Origin of the sequence: Agrobacterium tumefaciens, assembly GCF_013318015.2 — a bacterium.
Taxonomy (GTDB): Bacteria; Pseudomonadota; Alphaproteobacteria; order Rhizobiales; family Rhizobiaceae; genus Agrobacterium; species Agrobacterium tumefaciens.
Window position 1 is genome coordinate 1,402,052 of record NZ_CP115842.1, and the last position, 17,949, is coordinate 1,420,000.

14 protein-coding genes (1 of these 14 running past the window's edge) are annotated in these 17,949 nt (G+C 58.8%); 8 read left to right on the plus strand and 6 right to left on the minus strand.

Annotation, left to right across the window (positions count from 1 at the left end):
* Nucleotides 1–75: 75 nt before the first annotated feature.
* The 4 genes from galE to G6L97_RS19925 form a co-directional block, all read right to left on the minus strand.
* Nucleotides 76–1,059, minus strand: coding sequence for a UDP-glucose 4-epimerase GalE (gene galE / locus G6L97_RS19910; protein WP_035199976.1), 984 nt, complete (start codon nt 1,057–1,059; stop codon nt 76–78).
* 197 nt (nt 1,060–1,256) lie between these two features.
* Nucleotides 1,257–1,694: a hypothetical protein gene (locus G6L97_RS19915; RefSeq protein ID WP_004432075.1), complete on the minus strand. Its 438-nt coding sequence runs from the start codon at nt 1,692–1,694 to the stop codon at nt 1,257–1,259.
* A 9-nt stretch (nt 1,695–1,703) separates the two neighbouring features.
* Nucleotides 1,704–2,048 carry a DUF883 family protein gene (locus tag G6L97_RS19920; protein WP_004432077.1) on the minus strand — a complete coding sequence of 115 codons (345 nt, stop codon included), beginning with the start codon at nt 2,046–2,048 and terminating at the stop codon, nt 1,704–1,706.
* A 67-nt stretch (nt 2,049–2,115) separates the two neighbouring features.
* Nucleotides 2,116–2,349, minus strand: a complete 234-nt coding sequence (locus tag G6L97_RS19925; RefSeq protein WP_004432079.1) for a hypothetical protein — start codon at nt 2,347–2,349, stop codon at nt 2,116–2,118.
* Between G6L97_RS19925 and nspC the strand changes: the two genes are divergently transcribed.
* Together nspC and G6L97_RS19935 are read left to right on the plus strand one after the other, a co-directional pair.
* Entirely contained in the window at nt 2,348–3,445 is a 1,098-nt protein-coding gene (gene nspC / locus G6L97_RS19930) for a carboxynorspermidine decarboxylase (protein ID WP_013762135.1), read from the plus strand. The genes G6L97_RS19925 and nspC overlap by 2 nt on opposite strands.
* A 59-nt stretch (nt 3,446–3,504) precedes the next feature.
* Nucleotides 3,505–4,743, plus strand: coding sequence for a saccharopine dehydrogenase family protein (locus tag G6L97_RS19935; RefSeq protein ID WP_111828525.1), 1,239 nt, complete (start codon nt 3,505–3,507; stop codon nt 4,741–4,743).
* 121 nt (nt 4,744–4,864) lie between these two features.
* Here G6L97_RS19935 and G6L97_RS19940 read toward each other — a convergent pair whose 3' ends face one another.
* Nucleotides 4,865–6,712 (minus strand): DEAD/DEAH box helicase, encoded by a 1,848-nt coding sequence (locus G6L97_RS19940; RefSeq protein WP_004432087.1) that lies wholly within the window; start codon nt 6,710–6,712, stop codon nt 4,865–4,867.
* Between the two features lie 391 nt (nt 6,713–7,103).
* Between G6L97_RS19940 and G6L97_RS19945 the strand changes: the two genes are divergently transcribed.
* From G6L97_RS19945 to clpB, 6 genes are all read left to right on the plus strand, one after another.
* Complete coding sequence (locus G6L97_RS19945) at nt 7,104–8,381, plus strand: aspartate kinase (protein WP_111828550.1); 1,278 nt, start codon at nt 7,104–7,106, stop codon at nt 8,379–8,381.
* Nucleotides 8,382–8,557: 176 nt separating this feature from the next.
* Nucleotides 8,558–10,825, plus strand: a complete 2,268-nt coding sequence (ptsP, locus tag G6L97_RS19950; RefSeq protein WP_004432101.1) for a phosphoenolpyruvate--protein phosphotransferase — start codon at nt 8,558–8,560, stop codon at nt 10,823–10,825.
* Nucleotides 10,826–10,853: 28 nt separating this feature from the next.
* Nucleotides 10,854–11,936 carry a peptide chain release factor 1 gene (gene prfA, locus G6L97_RS19955; RefSeq protein WP_013762139.1) on the plus strand — a complete coding sequence of 361 codons (1,083 nt, stop codon included), beginning with the start codon at nt 10,854–10,856 and terminating at the stop codon, nt 11,934–11,936.
* Complete coding sequence (prmC, locus tag G6L97_RS19960; RefSeq protein WP_111828524.1) at nt 11,933–12,802, plus strand: peptide chain release factor N(5)-glutamine methyltransferase; 870 nt, start codon at nt 11,933–11,935, stop codon at nt 12,800–12,802. The genes prfA and prmC overlap by 4 nt, the downstream gene beginning before the upstream one ends.
* A gap of 395 nt (nt 12,803–13,197) precedes the next feature.
* Entirely contained in the window at nt 13,198–14,004 is an 807-nt protein-coding gene (locus G6L97_RS19965; RefSeq protein ID WP_013762141.1) for a DUF4167 domain-containing protein, read from the plus strand.
* Between the two features lie 370 nt (nt 14,005–14,374).
* Entirely contained in the window at nt 14,375–16,999 is a 2,625-nt protein-coding gene (gene clpB / locus G6L97_RS19970; RefSeq protein ID WP_004432113.1) for an ATP-dependent chaperone ClpB, read from the plus strand.
* A gap of 59 nt (nt 17,000–17,058) precedes the next feature.
* On the opposite strand, the gene G6L97_RS19975 is transcribed toward clpB, so the two are convergent.
* Nucleotides 17,059–17,949: the final stretch of a M23 family metallopeptidase gene (locus G6L97_RS19975; protein WP_004432116.1), read on the minus strand. The gene runs 1,056 nt beyond the window's last position; the window shows 891 of its 1,947 coding nt (coding positions 1,057–1,947); its start codon lies beyond the right edge, outside the window — the gene reads right to left on this strand; it ends in the stop codon at nt 17,059–17,061.

Sequence of the window (17,949 nt, forward strand, 5' to 3'; positions counted from 1 at the left end):
GGATCGACCCCAACAGGCGTCCCGCGAGAGACACCGGCCATTGGCCGGTGTCTTTTTGTTTTAAATTGCGTTCGCTCAGTCCCCGGCGTTGCGCGAGGAATGCCAGGCCCAGGCGGATTTGATGATATCAGACAGGGAATAACGCGGCTCCCAGCCCAACACCGCCTTTGCCTTGTCGTTATTGGCGACAAGGGTGGTGGAATCGCCATCGCGGCGGTCGGTATATTCTACCGGGAAGGGGCGGCCGGATACGTCCGAAATCGCCGTCAGCAACTCCTTCACAGTCGTGCCGGTGCCGGTGCCAAGGTTGAGTTCAACCGTTTCACCGCCCGCCAGCAGATAGTCCACTGCCCGCACATGGGCGTCGGCAAGATCGAGAATATGGATGTAGTCACGCACGCAGGTGCCGTCGCGGGTGTCATAATCCGTGCCGAACACCTTGAAGCCTTGACGCCGACCGAGTGCCGCCTCGATGGCGAGCGGGATTGCGTGGGTTTCCGGCTTGTGCCATTCGCCGATGCGGCCTTCGAAATCTGCACCTGCGGCGTTGAAATAGCGCAGCATCACCGAGCGCAGCCCTTTATAGGTGCTGTAATCCTTCAGTGCCTGCTCGACTACCCATTTGGTGCGGCCGTAAGGGTTGATCGGCGCCTGACGGTGCGTCTCGTCAATCGGCACCTGTTCCGGCAAACCGTAGGTGGCGCAGGTGGAGGAGAAGACAAATGCCGTGACCCCGGCATCGATGGCGGCAGACAGCAGGTTGAGCGAACCGATGACGTTGTTGTCGTAGAAGGCCACGGGTTGCTTTACCGATTCGCCGACTTCAATCAGCGCCGCAAAGTGGAGTACGGCCTCCGGCTGGTGCTTGGCGAAAACCTCGTCCAGACGCGCGCGGTCGCGAATGTCGCCCTGCTCGAAGGGTCCCCAGCGGACGAATTCCTCATGTCCATTGGACAGATTGTCGAAAACGACCGGTTCATATCCCCGCTCCGACAGGAGAAGGCAGGTATGCGAACCGATATAGCCGGCACCGCCGACGACAAGGACTTTCTTCTTCATCAATCGCCTTTCAGAAAAAAACGGGACGTGCGGGAGACTGTATTTCACTTTGTTCAAATAAGGGCGGCGTGGCACTGAGCACCATCAACCAGTCTATCCATCGCGGGTAACATAAAAAAAACTGCGCATCCATGGTCTGGATGCGCAGCAGCAAATGAGAGTTTGACGAAGAGCCTTAAACGCGCCCGAAGGCGTGCCTATTTCTTTTTTCTGGTGTTGGCTCTGGTTGCCAGAAAGCCGGCAGCCATGGCAACGGCGAGCGTCGCGTAGGGGCGCGCCTGGATCGCCAGCGTCAGCAGCGATTGCAGCGCCAGAGGTGCTGCGGTCAAGGGAGCCGCCGTCAAGGATGCGACGGGTCGTCTTGCGGCATAGGCTCTCGGACGTTTGACGATCGCAAGCGCCACCAGCATGATGACACCAAGCAGAAACGCCGTACCGGCTACGACAAGCGCGGCCGGCCCCGCGCCGACATGCCTGGCCAGATAGATGGACCCCGCCACGACAGCCGCTACGAAGGCGATCAGGAAGAATATCCCGGTCAGCACCCAAAGGATTATCGTGGCGCGCAGGCGCCGCGTCACGACGCGTCCCTCACGCTGGGTGTCTCCCAAATAGACCAGCAATGCCTCAAGCATGATGCGGCCTTATCGACGTGTGAGGAGAGCGAGCACGAAACCGACACCAACGGCGATGCCGAGGGACTGCAGCGGGTTCTTCTGGACCTGATCCGTCAGATTGTCGTTCAGCGAGGAAATTTCGTTGCGAACGCTGTCGGCCATCTCGCCGGAAGCGGTCAGCGCGTCGTCGGCCACGCGGGCGGCCTGCGCCTTCAATTCATGCGAGGCTCCAACGCCCAGCGCCTTAACGCTCTTGGCAAGATTTGCCAGATCTTCGCGAAGTTGGGCAAGCTGTGCTGCCACATCGGCTGCATCGCCGTTTTCGAGGGATTGCTGGATCTTGTCGTTGACGCTGCTACGCACGCTTGCCATGGGTGAAGTCCTTCCTGGAACATCGTTGATGGAAATGGCGTCAGGTCAAAAAGACTGCCGCCGCGGATCAATGCCGACGCTTACGAACTTTCGTTGCGGCAGCCGTAAACCCGATTGTCCGCCATTCAAACGCGCCGATGCCCGCTTGGTTCCGCGGCTTGGCGAGTTTTCTCCCGCGGATTTTGCGGCGGGGGCAATTTTCCGGGAATTCGGTGCCGGACATTTGTTTTCCTGTAACAAGCATCATATAAGGCCCATCATCCAGACGGACCTTGACTTCAATCAATATGTGAAACGCCATGCTTCAGACGCCCTATTACCTCATCGACAAGACAAAACTTCTTCGCAACATGGAGAAGATTGCCTATGTGCGGGAAAAATCCGGCGCCAAGGCGCTTCTGGCGCTGAAGTGCTTTGCAACATGGTCCGTTTTCGATTTCATGTCGCAATATATGGACGGCACCACCTCGTCGTCGCTTTATGAAGTGCGTCTGGGCCGCGAGAAATTCAGTGGCGAAACCCACGCCTATTCCGTCGCTTATGCCGACTACGAAATCGACGAGGTGATTTCGAACGCGGACAAGATCATCTTCAATTCCATCAGCCAGCTTGAGCGCTTTGCAGAAAAGGCATCCGGTATCACCCGGGGTCTGCGCCTCAATCCGCAGGTCAGCTCTTCGAGCTTCGATCTTGCCGATCCCGCACGTCCCTTCAGCCGTCTCGGCGAATGGGATGTCGCCAAGGTCGACAAGGTCATGGACCGGATTTCTGGATTCATGATCCACAACAATTGCGAAAACGGCGATTTTTCGTTGTTCGACCGCATGTTGACGCAGATCGAAGAGAAATTCGGATCGCTCCTGTCGCGTGCGGAATGGGTCAGCCTCGGCGGCGGCATCCATTTTACCGGCGACAACTATCCGCTCGACCAGTTCTGCGATCGCCTGGCGGCCTTTTCGGAAAAATACGGCGTTCAGGTCTATCTTGAGCCCGGCGAAGCGTCGATCACCAAGAGCACGACGCTTGAAGTGACGGTTCTCGACACGCTGTTCAATGGCAAGAACCTCGCTATCGTCGACAGCTCCATCGAAGCGCATATGCTCGACCTCCTGATCTATCGCGAAACCGCCAAGGTTTTGCCGAACGAGGGCGAACATCCCTACATGGTCTGCGGCAAATCCTGCCTTGCGGGCGATATTTTCGGCGACTTCCGGTTCGACAAGGAGTTGAAGGTCGGTGATCGTATCTCCTTTGAGGATGCGGCCGGCTACACCATGGTCAAGAAGAACTGGTTCAATGGCGTGAAGATGCCGGCGATTGCCATCAAGGAACTCGACGGCAGCGTGCGTGCCGTTCGCGAATTCGACTTTGCCGATTTCGAGCAAAGCCTGTCTTAAACCCTGTTTTAACATGAAACGAAGCTGATCCCTGCGGGGAAAAGGAGGCATCACCTGAAATGAAGAAGAACGTTCTGATCATCGGCGCCGGTGGCGTAGCACAGGTCGTGGCGCATAAATGCGCCCAGAACAGCGATGTATTGGGAGACATTCATATTGCGTCACGGACTTTGGAAAAGTGCCGCAAGATTGTCGAGTCCGTACGCGAAAAGAAGAGCCTCAAGACAGATGTGAAACTTGAGGCCCATGCGCTTGACGCGATGGATATCGAGGCGACGAAAGCCTTGATTACGAAAACCGGCGTAGAGATCGTCATCAACGTCGGTTCGGCTTTCGTCAACATGTCCGTTCTTCGTGCCTGCATGGACACGGGTGTTGCTTATATGGATACGGCGATCCACGAGGATCCCACCAAGATTTGCGAGGCGCCGCCGTGGTACGGAAACTACGAGTGGAAGCGCGCTGCCGAATGCAAGGAAAAGGGCGTAACGGCACTGCTCGGCGTCGGTTTCGATCCCGGCGTGGTCAATGCCTATGCCCGCCTTGCCAAGGATGAATATTTCGACAAGGTCAGCTCGGTCGATATCGTCGATATCAATGCCGGCAGCCATGGCCGCTGGTTCTCCACCAACTTCGATCCGGAAATCAACTTCCGCGAATTCACCGGTGTCGTCTATTCCTGGCAGAATGGCCAGTGGCAGACGAACCAGATGTTCGAGGTCGGCCAGGAATTCGATCTGCCGGTTGTCGGCAAGCAGAAGGCCTATATGACCGGCCATGACGAAGTGCATTCGCTATCCAAAAACATGGATGGCGCCGATGTGCGCTTCTGGATGGGCTTCGGCGATCACTACATCAACGTCTTTACCGTGCTGAAGAACCTCGGTCTTCTCTCCGAAAAGCCGGTCAAGACTGCCGAAGGTCTGGAAGTCGTGCCGTTGAAGGTGGTCAAGGCCGTATTGCCGGATCCGTCTTCGCTTGCACCCGATTATGTCGGCAAGACCTGCATCGGCGATGTCGTCAAGGGCATCAAGGATGGCAAGGAACGCGAAGTCTTCATCTACAACGTGGCCGACCACAAGGAAGCCTACGAAGAAGTTGGATCTCAGGGCATTTCCTACACCGCCGGCGTTCCTCCGGTCGCTGCCGCCATGCTGATTGCCACCGGCGAGTGGGATTTGAAGCAGATGGCCAATGTGGAAGAACTGCCACCGCAGCCTTTCCTGAACCTTCTGAACAAGATCGGTCTTCCAAGCCGTATCAAGGACGAAAACGGCGACCGCGCCCTGACGTTCTGATCCATCAAGACAATAAAAAGCCCCGCAAAAGCGGGGCTTTTTTTGTGATGAAGTTTGCCGGTTACTTGGCATCATCCTCGGCCTTAAGCCGAGGATTTACCGCACGGTAATGACCCGCGCCTCAGCCCTTTGCCGGCTTCGGTCCGCGCTTTTCGAAAGGCCGGTCCTTCTTGCCTTCGAATTTGGGCTTGTCGCCGAAGGTCTTTTTCTTTTTCCAGGGCTTGTCGTCGCCCTTGCGGTCGTCGGCTGCGCCCCCAGCATTATTGGGTTTGTTGAACTTCCGCTGAGCCGTGGCCGGGCGGGTGTCCTCACGAACACTGCCAGTCATTTCCGGCTTGCCTTCCAGCGCCTTCAGACGAATGCCCTTTTCAAGCATCATGTCCTTGCCGATGGCGGAGGTGAAACGATCGACGGCATCGGCCGCCAGTTCCACGAAGGTCTCCGTCTGCTGCATGCGGATGGCGCCGATATCCTGACGGGTGATCTTGCCGAAGCGGCAGAGCATGGGGATGAGCCAGCGGGGTTCGGCGCTCTGCTTGCGGCCCACCGAAAGCGAAAACCAAGCGCTGTCGGAAAAGTCGGAACGTTCGCGGCGCGGCGCGTCGTTTTCAGGGGTTTCGAAGCTGTCGCGGCGCGGTTTGCGGGTATTGTCCAGCGCGACTTCGGTGATGTCTTCCGGGGCGGAACGTCCGGCGTGGTAAAGGCGCACGAAGGCGGCTGCTACTTTTTCCGCGCCATGCTGCTCGAGCAGCTGCTTGACGAAATCACGCTCGTCATCGGCCACGGCCTCGGTGAGAGCCGGGTCGGCCAGGAGACGGGCGCCGTCGCGTTCAACGATCTCTTCGACCGAAGGCGGGCGAACCCATGCTGCGCTGACCTTGGCACCTTCCAGAAGGCGTTCGGCCTTGCGGCGCTGGTTGACAGGCACCACGATGGCGCTGACGCCCTTCTGCCCGGCGCGGCCGGTACGGCCGGAACGGTGGAGAAGCGTTTCCGAATTGGTCGGCAGGTCGGCATGGATAACCAGTTCGAGACCAGGCAGGTCGATGCCGCGTGCAGCAACGTCAGTCGCCACGCAAACCCGGGCGCGACCGTCACGCATTGCCTGAAGCGCATGCGTGCGTTCGTTCTGGGTCAGTTCGCCTGACAGAGCCACGACGGAAAAGCCGCGATTGTTCAGACGGGCCGTCAGATGGTTCACGGCCGCACGGGTGGAGCAGAAAACGATGGCGTTGCGGGCTTCGTAAAAGCGCAGCGCATTGATGATGGCGTTTTCGCGGTCGGAGCCGGTCACCAGCAAGGCGCGGTATTCGATGTCCACATGCTGCTTCTGTTCTGAGGCGGTGGCGATGCGAACGGCGTTCTTCTGGTAGCTTTCGGCAAGCTTGGCGATGCTGCGCGGAACGGTGGCCGAGAACATCAGCGTGCGGCGGTTATCCGGCGATTCTTCCAGAATGAATTCCAGATCTTCGCGGAAGCCGAGATCGAGCATCTCGTCGGCCTCGTCCAGTACCACGGCGCGTAGCGACGACAGATCGAGCGCGCCGCGCTTGATGTGGTCGCAGAGGCGGCCGGGGGTGCCGACGATAATATGCGCGCCGCGCTCCAGTGCGCGTCGTTCGCTGCGGATATCCATGCCGCCAACACAGGATGCGATCGATACGCCGGCGAATTCATAAAGCCATTCCAGCTCGCGCTTGACCTGCATGGCCAGTTCGCGGGTTGGTGCAATGGCGAGTGCCAGCGGCGCGGAAGCCTGGCCGAAACGGGTGTTTTCCGACAGTAGCGTGGTCGCGAGCGCAATGCCGAAGGCAACTGTCTTGCCGGAGCCGGTCTGCGCGGAAACCAGCGCGTCCTTGTCGGCGAGTTCCGGCGAAAGCATGGCCTTCTGCACGGGGGTCAAATCTTTGTAGCCGCGTTTTTCCAACGCCTGCGCGATCGCCGGGGCGATACCCTGGGTGTCTGTCATCTACCGTCTTTCGGATATGAAGCTGCCTGCATCCGCCCGAAACCAATAGGTCCTAAAGTCTCCGGGGCAGCCGATGCAGGCCATTACGGCCATTTGGCCGGTTGCATTGCCGCGCTCCATACTGCGAATAGGCCCGTTTGTACAGTGCACTGCGGTACGCTCTTTCACAGCGCCGCATGCGGTCGCCCATTCCATCCCGACATCTTCTTTCGCCGGGGCTATAAAAAAAGGCGTACCGCATGGTTCATAAACGGCATTGCGTGCCCCCCGCCTTTTCGCTAAGAGACCCGCAACTTGAGGCTCTTTATCAAAAAAAGAGCCGACTGGGTTTGTTCTTGTCCGCACCTGAAAAAACGGCTGGCGGAAAAAAGGGATGGTACTGGTCAAGGCTATGGCTCGCATTGTCATGAAATTCGGCGGCACGTCCGTCGCGAACCTCGAACGCATTCACAATGTCGCACGGCATGTGAAACGCGAAGTGGATGCCGGCCATGAAGTGGCCGTGGTCGTTTCCGCCATGTCCGGTAAAACCAACGAGTTGGTGGACTGGGTGCAGAATGCTGCGAAGGTGGCCGGCGCCAACGCCGCCTCCTTTTACGATGCACGCGAATATGACGCGGTCGTTGCATCCGGCGAGCAGGTGACATCGGGTCTTCTGGCGATCACGCTGCAATCCATGGGCATCAATGCGCGCTCATGGCAGGGCTGGCAGATTCCGATCCGCACAGACAACGCACATGGTGCCGCCCGCATTCTCGAGATTGACGGTTCGGATATCGTTCACCGCATGGGCGAGGGCCAGGTTGCCGTTGTTGCCGGTTTCCAGGGCATCGGCCCGGATAACCGCATTGCGACGCTCGGTCGCGGCGGTTCGGACACATCAGCCGTTGCCATCGCCGCCGCCGTCAAGGCGGACCGTTGCGATATCTATACCGATGTCGATGGCGTCTATACCACCGATCCGCGCATCGAGCCCAAGGCTCGCCGCATGAAGAAGATCGCTTTCGAGGAAATGCTCGAAATGGCGTCTCTCGGTGCGAAGGTTCTGCAGGTTCGCTCCGTCGAGCTTGCCATGGTACACAAGGTGCGCACCTTCGTTCGCTCCAGTTTCGAGGATCCCGATGCGCCGGGCATGGGCGACCTCATCAACCCGCCCGGTACTTTGATTTGTGACGAGGAAGAAATCGTGGAACAGGAAGTCGTAACCGGCATCGCCTATGCCAAGGATGAAGCACAGATCTCGCTGCGCCGCGTGGCCGACCGTCCGGGCGTCTCTGCCGCGATCTTCGGGCCACTGGCCGAAGCGCATATCAATGTCGACATGATCGTGCAGAACATCTCCGAAGATGGGTCGCGTACCGACATGACCTTCACCGTTCCTTATGGCGACGTTGCCAAGGCTCTGCGCGTTCTGGACGAGAACAAGGCCCAGATCGGCTTCGACGTTGCGCAGAACGAGACCGGCCTTGCCAAGGTTTCGGTCATCGGTATCGGCATGCGTAGCCATGCCGGCGTTGCTGCCAGCGCCTTCAAGGCGCTTGCCGAGAAGAACATCAACATCAAGGCCATCACCACCTCCGAGATCAAGATTTCGATCCTGATCGACGGTGCCTATGCCGAACTGGCCGTTCGCACTTTGCATTCTGCTTACGGTCTCGATAAGAACTAAGTTCGAGACATCGGTTCCCGATGCTCCGATTCTTCGGGGTTGCGTTCTTCCGATGTGGCGTTTCATGAAAGCGTGTCCCTTGCGGGACGCGCTTCTCGCGCTATAAATTTTTTAAATGACGTTTTGATTCTCGAATATTATGACATTCGGATCGGAAGCGTCGGGGAGCAAACGCGATGAGAGACCTTTCTGCAGGTCCGCGCGTCCTGCTAAAGCGGCTGCGCGAAATGATGGCGGAGCACCTTGAGCCGCAGGACCGTCTGGACCAGATCGTCCGTCAGATAGCCAGCAACATGGTGGCGGAGGTTTGCTCGGTCTACGTGCTGCGTTCCGACAGCGTGCTGGAGCTTTACGCTACCGAAGGTCTCAACAAGGATGCCGTGCATCTTGCCCAGCTGAAAATGGGGCAGGGTCTTGTCGGTACCATTGCCGCTTCCGCCCAACCTCTCAATCTTTCCGATGCGCAGGCGCATCCGGCTTTCCGCTATCTTCCTGAAACGGGTGAGGAAATTTATCATTCCTTCCTCGGCGTGCCGATTTTGCGCTCCGGTCGCACTCTTGGCGTTCTTGTGGTCCAGAACAAGGTCAGCCGAACATACCGGGAGGATGAAGTTGAAGCGCTCGAGACAACCGCGATGCTCATCGCTGAAATAGTGGCGAGCGGTGAATTGAAAAAAATCACCCGCCCCGGTGTGGAGCTGGACCTGACGCGTGCCGTTTCCATTGATGGCGATGCTTATGGCGAAGGCATCGGTCTAGGTCATGTCGTGCTGCACGACCCCCGAATCGTTGTCACCAATCTGCTGAATGAGGATGCCGATACCGAAATCCTGCGTCTTGCCGACGCCATCGGTTCGCTGCGCCTGTCGATCGACGATATGTTGCAGCGCCGCGACGTCCCGACAGAAGGCGAGCATCGCGAGGTTCTTGAGACCTACCGCATGTTCGCCCACGATCAGGGCTGGGTGCGGCGTATGGAAGAAGCTATCCGCAACGGCCTAACGGCGGAAGCTGCGGTCGAGAAAGTGCAGAGCGACACAAAGGCGCGCATGATGCGCCTGACCGATCCCTATCTTCGCGAGCGCATGCATGATTTCGACGATCTCGCCAACCGGCTGCTGCGCCAGCTGATCGGTTTCGGCGGTCGAAGCCCCGAGCATGATTTTCCACTGGACGCCATCGTTCTGGCGCGCGCCATGGGTGCCGCCGAATTGCTGGATTACCCGCGTGAGAAATTGCGCGGCCTGGTGCTCGAAGACGGTGCGGTGACGAGCCACGTCGTCATCGTGGCGCGCGCCATGGGCATTCCGATCATCGGGCAGGCGACGGGCATCGTCGCCCTCGCTGAAAATAACGATCCCATCATCATCGACGGCGATGACGGCCAGGTGCATTTGCGCCCGATGTCGGATTTGCAGCGCGCCTATGAGGAAAAGGTGCGCCTGCGTGCCAAGCGCCAGGAGCAGTTCCGCGCGCTTCGCAATGTCGAGCCGATCACCAAGGATGGCCAGAAGGTCAACCTCAAGATGAATGCGGGTCTTCTCGTAGACCTGCCGCAGCTCGAGGAATCCGGCGCGGATGGCATCGGCCTGTTCCGCACCGAGCTGCAGTTCATGATCGCCTCCAACATGCCCAAGGGCGAGGAGCAGGAAGCGTTCTATAGGTCCGTCTTGCGGCAGGCCAAGGGCAAGAGCGTTACCTTCCGCACGCTGGATATTGGCGGCGACAAGGTCGTTTCCTATATGCGCGGCCAGGAAGAGGAAAACCCGGCGCTCGGCTGGCGGGCGATCCGCCTGTCGCTCGACCGCCCAGGTCTGATGCGCACGCAGATGCGCGCGCTTCTGCGTGCTGCCTCAGGTGCTGAACTACGCATGATGTTGCCGATGGTGACGGAGGTTTCCGAAATCCGCGCCGCGCGCGATCTGCTTCAGAAGGAAGTGCAGCATCTTTCGAAATTCAGCCATGCGCTTCCGAAAAAGCTGCAATTTGGTGCGATGCTGGAAGTGCCTTCGCTGATGTGGCAGCTCGATGAGCTGATGCAGGAAGTGGATTTCGTCTCCGTCGGTTCGAACGACCTGTTCCAGTTTTCGATGGCGGTCGATCGCGGCAATGCAAGGGTTTCGGATCGTTTCGACAATCTTGGCAAGCCGTTCCTGCGCATTCTGCGTGATATCGTGCGCGCTGGCGAAAAGCACCACACCTCGGTCACGCTTTGCGGCGAAATGGCAAGCAAGCCACTTTCGGCCATGGCTTTGATCGGCCTTGGTTTCCGTTCGGTTTCCATGTCGCCGACGGCGATTGGTCCCGTCAAGGCCATGCTTCTCGGGCTTGATGCCGCGAGCCTTGCCGATGAGCTGAACGCTGCGCTCGACGATCATAATTCGCTGGAAAGCGCGCGCGAGGTGTTGTTACGCTTTGCTGCGACGCATTCCATTCCCATTTAAAAGACCTGTTTCATAATCGGAGTGACTGGTGGCGAAGCTTCCCGTCGAAAAAATGCGCGAGTTGGAAAGGCGTTTCGGAGAGATCGAAGCGCGGATGTCGGCTGGTCCGGCAGCGGATGTCTATGTGAAGCTGGCTTCGGAATATTCCGAACTTGAGCCGGTGGTGAAAAAAGTCCGCGAATACGAAAAGGCGGTCTCCGAGGCCGCCGATCTGCAGGCGCTGCTTGCCGACAAGACGACCGACAAGGACATGCGCGATCTGGCGGAAATGGAGCTGCCGGAGGTCGAGGCCCGAATTGGCGAGCTTGAGAAGGAAATGCAGGTCCTGCTGCTTCCCAAGGATGCGGCGGACGAAAAAAGCGCCATCCTCGAAATCCGCGCCGGCACGGGCGGATCCGAAGCGGCACTTTTCGCCGGCGATCTGTTTCGCATGTATGAGCGCTTCGCTTCAGCCAAGGGCTGGAAAGTTGAAGTTCTTTCCGCAAGCGAAGGCGAGGCGGGCGGTTACAAGGAAATCATCGCCACGATCAGCGGGCGAGGGGTGTTTTCCAAGCTGAAATTCGAATCCGGCGTGCACCGGGTGCAGCGCGTGCCGGAAACAGAAGCGAGCGGCCGCATCCACACCTCGGCAGCCACTGTTGCCGTGCTGCCGGAGGCGGAGGATATCGATGTCGAAATTCGCCCGGAAGACATTCGTATCGACACGATGCGCGCTTCGGGCGCAGGCGGGCAGCACGTCAATACCACTGACTCCGCCGTTCGCATCACCCATCTTCCGACGGGTTTGATCGTTACCAGTTCTGAAAAGTCGCAGCACCAGAACCGCGCCAAGGCTATGCAGGTTCTGCGTTCGCGTCTTTACGACATCGAGCGCCAGAAGGTCGAAAGCGAGCGTTCAGCCGACCGCAAGAGCCAGGTCGGTTCTGGCGACCGTTCCGAGCGCATCCGCACGTACAATTTTCCGCAGGGGCGGGTCACTGATCACCGCATCAACCTGACCCTCTACAAGCTCGACCGGATGATCGAAGGCGAGATCGACGAGCTTGTCGACGCGCTGATTGCTGATTATCAGGCCGGTCAGCTTGCCCAGCTTGGCGAACAACAGCTTTGAGTGGCGGCGCTGACGGGACCGTTTCGACCGAGCTTGCCGCAGCCCGCAAACGGCTGCAGGCGGCGGGCATCGCCGATCCGCTGCTTGATGCGCGCCTGCTGGTTGCCGACGTTACCGGTTTTTCACTGACCGATTTCGTGATGAAACCGGACCATCCCGTCACTGGGGAAGAAAGCGCCCGCATTGCCGCCATGGTCGAAAGGCGCGCAGGCGGAGAGCCAGTCCATCGTATTCTCGGCCACCGCGAATTTCACGGGCTCGATCTTCTTTTATCGACGGAGACGCTCGAACCCCGCCCGGATACGGAAGTTCTCGTCGATACGCTGTTGCCTGCGTTGAAAAAAATTGTTGCCGACAAGGGCAGTGCGCGCATTCTGGATCTGGGTACGGGCACGGGTGCGATCTGTCTGGCGCTTCTCAAGGAATGTCCGGAAGCAACTGGCGTCGGCAGCGATATCTCCGCCGATGCGCTGGAAACCGCAGCGAAAAACGCTGCCCGAAATGGTCTCGCCTCGCGTTTTGAAACCATGCGTAGCGACTGGTTCAAAAAAATCTCTGGCAGGTTTGACATAATTGTGTCGAATCCGCCTTATATAAGAAGTGACATCGTCACAACGCTAGACCGAGAGGTTCGTCATCACGATCCGATGGCGGCGCTGGACGGAGGTCAGGACGGCCTTGCACCGTACCGCCTCATCGCTGCCGACGCAGGCCGCTTTCTTGTGGAAAACGGGATTGTCGGTGTGGAGATCGGTTTCGATCAAAGGCTTGATGTTTCCGCTATATTTGCTTCCCACGGCTTCTCTCTTCTCGACGCCGTGAAGGATTATGGCGGCAACGACAGAGTTTTGACCTTCCGGAGATAGTTGTTCGCGATACGTCTGCGGATTATTTGCAAGGATATTTTGCACAGCAAAAGAAAAGGCTTGGATTTCCGCATGAAGCGGGATAGTTTGCCGCCACATGCCGGGTGGCTGAGGACGAATTTAGATTCGTCAGGGTATGGGTCAGTCCCGAAGCGGGTTCTTTTGAGAACCCTGAAGGCTGGGCGTTTCCGGCATGTGAATCAGTAAACTTTGTTCGCAGGTGGCTCGTTGCAGCATTTTGCGCGACCGGTCGTCATACGCGGGGTCTTGTCTGGGGTTATCTCCAGCAGGGCGCGTAATGGAGCAATTTCAGGAAAAGTTTCCAGCGGTTTTCCGCCCGGAATTGCATGAAAATAACCAGATTGTCAGCAAAACAGAATTCAGGTGAGCAATTGATGAGGCCAGGACAGCAAAACAAGCGCGGCCGGGGGCGTGGAAGCAACAACAACAATAACAATGGTGGCGGTAACAACAACAACTTCAACCGCAAGGGCGGTAACCCGCTTACCAGGACTTATGACAGCTCCGGTCCCGATGTTAAAATTCGTGGCACAGCCCAGCACATAGCGGAAAAATACGCCACCCTTGCGCGGGACGCGCAGAGTGCTGGCGACCGCGTGATCGCTGAAAACTATCTGCAGCACGCTGAACACTACAATCGTATCATCGCCACCGCTCAGGCCCAGATGCAGGAGCGTTTCCAGCGCGACGACCGTGGCGAATACAATGCTTCGGATGCCGACGATATGGATATGAACGACGGTGACGATGGTGCACCGCAGCAGCAGTTCGAACAGCCGGAACGGGTTCAGCAGCCGGAGCGCCAGGAACGGCAGGAGCGCACCGAGCGTTCCGAGCCGCGTCAGGAACGCCGTGAGCGCCCGGACCGCCGTGAACGGCAGGAGCGCCAGCCGCGCCAGCCGCAGGCTTCGGACGAACGGCAGCAGCCGGTATACGACGCCAGCCAGGCGCCTCAGCCCGTCATCGAAGGCACGCCTATGGAAGTGGCCGTCGAGGAACAGCAGCAGCAGACGGAAGCACCAGCGGCTGAACGCGCACCAAAGGCCCGCCGCGCCACCGGCCCACGCCCGCGTCGCCCGCGCCGCGCCGCAACCGCGGAAGGTGCTGAGGGTGCTGAAGGCGAAGATACGCCAGCCGGTGATGAGGCAACACCTGCCACGCTCGAAAACGCTGCTGAATAAGCAGGGTTTTCAAAATACCACGCGATTGAAAAAACTCCGGCTTGCCGGAGTTTTTTTGTTTTTGGGGTCGGGTGTAAAAGCTTGGGCGCTTTTCGAAGGGGCAATCGCGGCAAACAGTCGTGACGCTTATCAAGTCCGGCTAAAATTTCCCCGGCAGTCGTTTTCCTCCCCTTTAAACCGATGAAAATGCCTCCCATATTCGTGCAGTAAGGACGGATGCCGCATGCAGCGGTAACCGTCCATCAAGAGGCGGCAATCGTGAAATCTGTAAAACGCGACTGCCGTAGCGGGGCTTGCCTTTGAGGGAGCCTCAACCCAAACACCCGGATCCGTGCCGAAAGCGGGCGGGCCGGTATATGGAGGTTCGACTATGAATATTGAAAAATACTCCGAGCGCGTTCGCGGTTTTCTGCAATCGGCGCAGACGTTTGCGCTTGCGGAAAATCACCAGCAGTTTTCTGCCGAACATGTGCTGAAAGTTCTGCTTGATGACGAGCAGGGCATGGCAGCATCGCTGATCGAGCGGGCTGGCGGCGACGCCAAGGAAGTGCGCTTGGCCAACGATGCGGCACTGGCGAAATTGCCCAAGGTTTCCGGCGGCAATGGCGGCCTTTCCCTTACGGCTCCACTTGCGAAAGTGTTCTCGACTGCGGAAGAACTCGCGAAGAAGGCTGGTGACAGTTTCGTCACCGTCGAGCGTCTTTTGCAGGCGCTGGCGATCGAAAACTCTGCTTCCACCTCGGCGTCCCTGAAAAAGGGCGGCGTGACGGCGCAGGCGCTCAATCAGGTCATCAATGAAATCCGCAAGGGCCGCACGGCTGACAGCGCCAATGCCGAACAGGGCTTCGACGCGCTGAAGAAGTTCGCGCGCGACCTGACGGAGGAAGCCCGCGAAGGCAGGCTCGACCCGGTGATTGGCCGTGACGACGAAATCCGCCGGACCATTCAGGTGCTTTCACGCCGCACCAAGAACAATCCCGTGCTGATCGGTGAACCCGGCGTCGGTAAAACGGCGATTGCCGAAGGTCTTGCGCTGCGCATCGTCAATGGCGATGTGCCCGAAAGCCTCAAAGACAAGAAGCTTATGGCGCTGGATATGGGTGCGCTGATCGCTGGCGCGAAGTATCGCGGCGAGTTCGAGGAGCGCCTGAAGGCGGTCCTGAACGAAGTGCAGGCGGAAAATGGCGGCATTATTCTGTTCATCGACGAGATGCACACGCTGGTCGGTGCCGGCAAGGCCGATGGCGCCATGGATGCCTCCAATCTGCTGAAGCCCGCCCTTGCCCGAGGTGAACTGCACTGCGTTGGCGCCACCACGCTGGATGAATATCGCAAGCACGTGGAAAAGGATCCGGCCCTTGCCCGTCGTTTCCAGCCGGTGCTCGTAGATGAGCCGACCGTTGAGGACACGATCTCGATCCTGCGCGGCCTGAAGGAAAAATACGAACAGCACCACAAGGTCCGTATTTCGGATTCGGCCCTAGTTGCAGCTGCAACGCTTTCCAACCGCTACATTACCGACCGGTTCCTGCCCGACAAGGCAATCGACCTGATGGACGAAGCCGCTTCGCGCCTTCGCATGCAGGTGGATTCCAAGCCGGAAGAACTGGACGAACTGGATCGCCGGATCATTCAGCTCAAGATCGAACGCGAAGCCTTGAAGCAGGAGACGGATCAGTCATCCGTCGACCGCCTGAAGAAGCTCGAGGACGAACTGGCCGATACCGAAGAAAAGGCCGATGCGCTGACGGCCCGCTGGCAGGCGGAAAAGCAGAAGCTGGGCCATGCCGCAGACCTCAAGAAGCGGCTGGACGATGCCCGCAACGAACTGGCGAGTGCCCAGCGTAACGGCCAGTTCCAGCGCGCCGGTGAATTAACCTATGGCATCATTCCGGGCCTCGAAAAGGAACTGGCTGCAGCGGAAGCGCGTGATAGCAGCGGTGCTGGCTCGATGGTTCAGGAAGTGGTGACGGCGGACAATATCGCCCACATCGTTTCCCGCTGGACCGGCATTCCTGTCGACAAGATGCTGGAAGGCCAGCGCGAGAAGCTGCTGCGCATGGAAGACGATCTTGCCAAGTCCGTGGTCGGGCAGGGCGAGGCCGTGCAGGCCGTTTCCAAGGCGGTTCGCCGTTCGCGCGCCGGTCTTCAGGATCCGAACCGGCCGATCGGCTCGTTCATTTTCCTCGGCCCGACGGGCGTGGGCAAGACCGAGCTGACCAAGTCGCTCGCCCGGTTCCTGTTCGACGACGAGACCGCGATGGTTCGCCTCGACATGTCGGAATTCATGGAGAAACACTCCGTTGCCCGGCTTATCGGTGCGCCTCCCGGCTATGTCGGTTACGAAGAGGGCGGTGCGTTGACGGAAGCGGTTCGCCGTCGGCCCTATCAGGTCGTGCTGTTTGACGAGATCGAGAAAGCGCATCCGGACGTGTTCAACGTCCTGTTGCAGGTGCTGGACGATGGCCGTCTGACCGATGGCCAGGGCCGCACCGTCGATTTCAAGAACACCATCATCATCATGACTTCGAACCTCGGTTCGGAATTCATGACGCAGATGGGCGACAATGACGATGTGGATTCGGTTCGCGACCTGGTGATGGAACGGGTCCGGTCGCATTTCCGGCCGGAATTCCTCAACCGTATCGACGATATCATCCTCTTCCATCGCCTGCGGCGCGACGAGATGGGTGCGATCGTGGAGATCCAGCTCAAGCGCCTCGTCTCGCTTCTGGGTGATCGCAAGATCACGCTCGAACTGGATGAGGATGCCCGCAACTGGCTTGCCAATAAGGGTTACGATCCGGCCTATGGCGCACGTCCGCTGAAGCGTGTGATCCAGAAGACCGTTCAGGACAGGCTCGCCGAAATGATTCTCGGCGGCGAGATCCCGGACGGATCGCGGGTCAAGGTGACCTCTGGCACCGACCGGCTGCTTTTCAAGGTCAAGCCCCCAAAGGGTGAGGCCGAGACTGAAACCGCCGATGCGGCATAAAACGAAAGGGCTCCGGTAACGGAGCCCTTTTTCGTATAGCGGTCCCTATGCCCTGCGGGCTAGCGGCTCGCGACCTGATTGGGTTTTTCTTCGATGTTGAGTAGATTGTCGATCCGCTTTCTCTCGTCGGAGAACCGCGCGAGCGCGACGCCGGAAAGCGATTTGCCGCCCGGCAGACGCACTTTCATCGCGTCCACTTTCGTGCCGTTAACGATCAGCTCGTAATGCAGATGCGCGCCGGTCGAAAGGCCGGTCGAACCGACATAACCGATTACCTGGCCCTGCCGGACCTTTGAACCCTCGGTGACACCCTTGGCGATGGCGCTCTGGTGGTTATAGGAGGAGACGTAGCCATTGGCGTGGCGGATCAGGGTCTGGTTGCCGTAACCGGAGGCCCAGCCGGCCTTTTCGACAGTGCCGTTGCCTGTCGCGATGATCGGCGTGCCGCGGGCTGCCGCCCAGTCGGTGCCGGTATGCATGCGGCTGAATTTCAAAACCGGGTGGCGGCGCATGCCGAAACCTGATGTCATACGGCCGTTCGGAACCGGATTGCGCAACAGGAACTGCCGGATGCTCTTACCGTTCTCGTCGAAATAGTCGATGCTGTTATCGTCCGGGTTCTGGAACCGGTAAAACCGCGTCTCGTTATCGCCGAACTTGGCGTTGACGTAGAGCAGTTCGGACTTGTCCGTCGCCTTGCCATCCGCATCTTCCACGGAGAAGAAGGCCTCCAGCGTATCTGCCGGTTTCAACTGCGCCTGAAAATCGACGCTGCTGGCCAAAAGCTTGATGAGCTGGGAGACCATGCCCTGATTCATGCCATAGGCCAGAGCCGCCCGGTAAACGCCATCGTAGACGCTGGGCAGATCGCGGCCGGCGGCCGGTGCCGGGGTGCTGTCAAAGGCCGTCGCCACCGCGTCGAGCTTCGGCGGTTCGCTGGCCTTGATGAA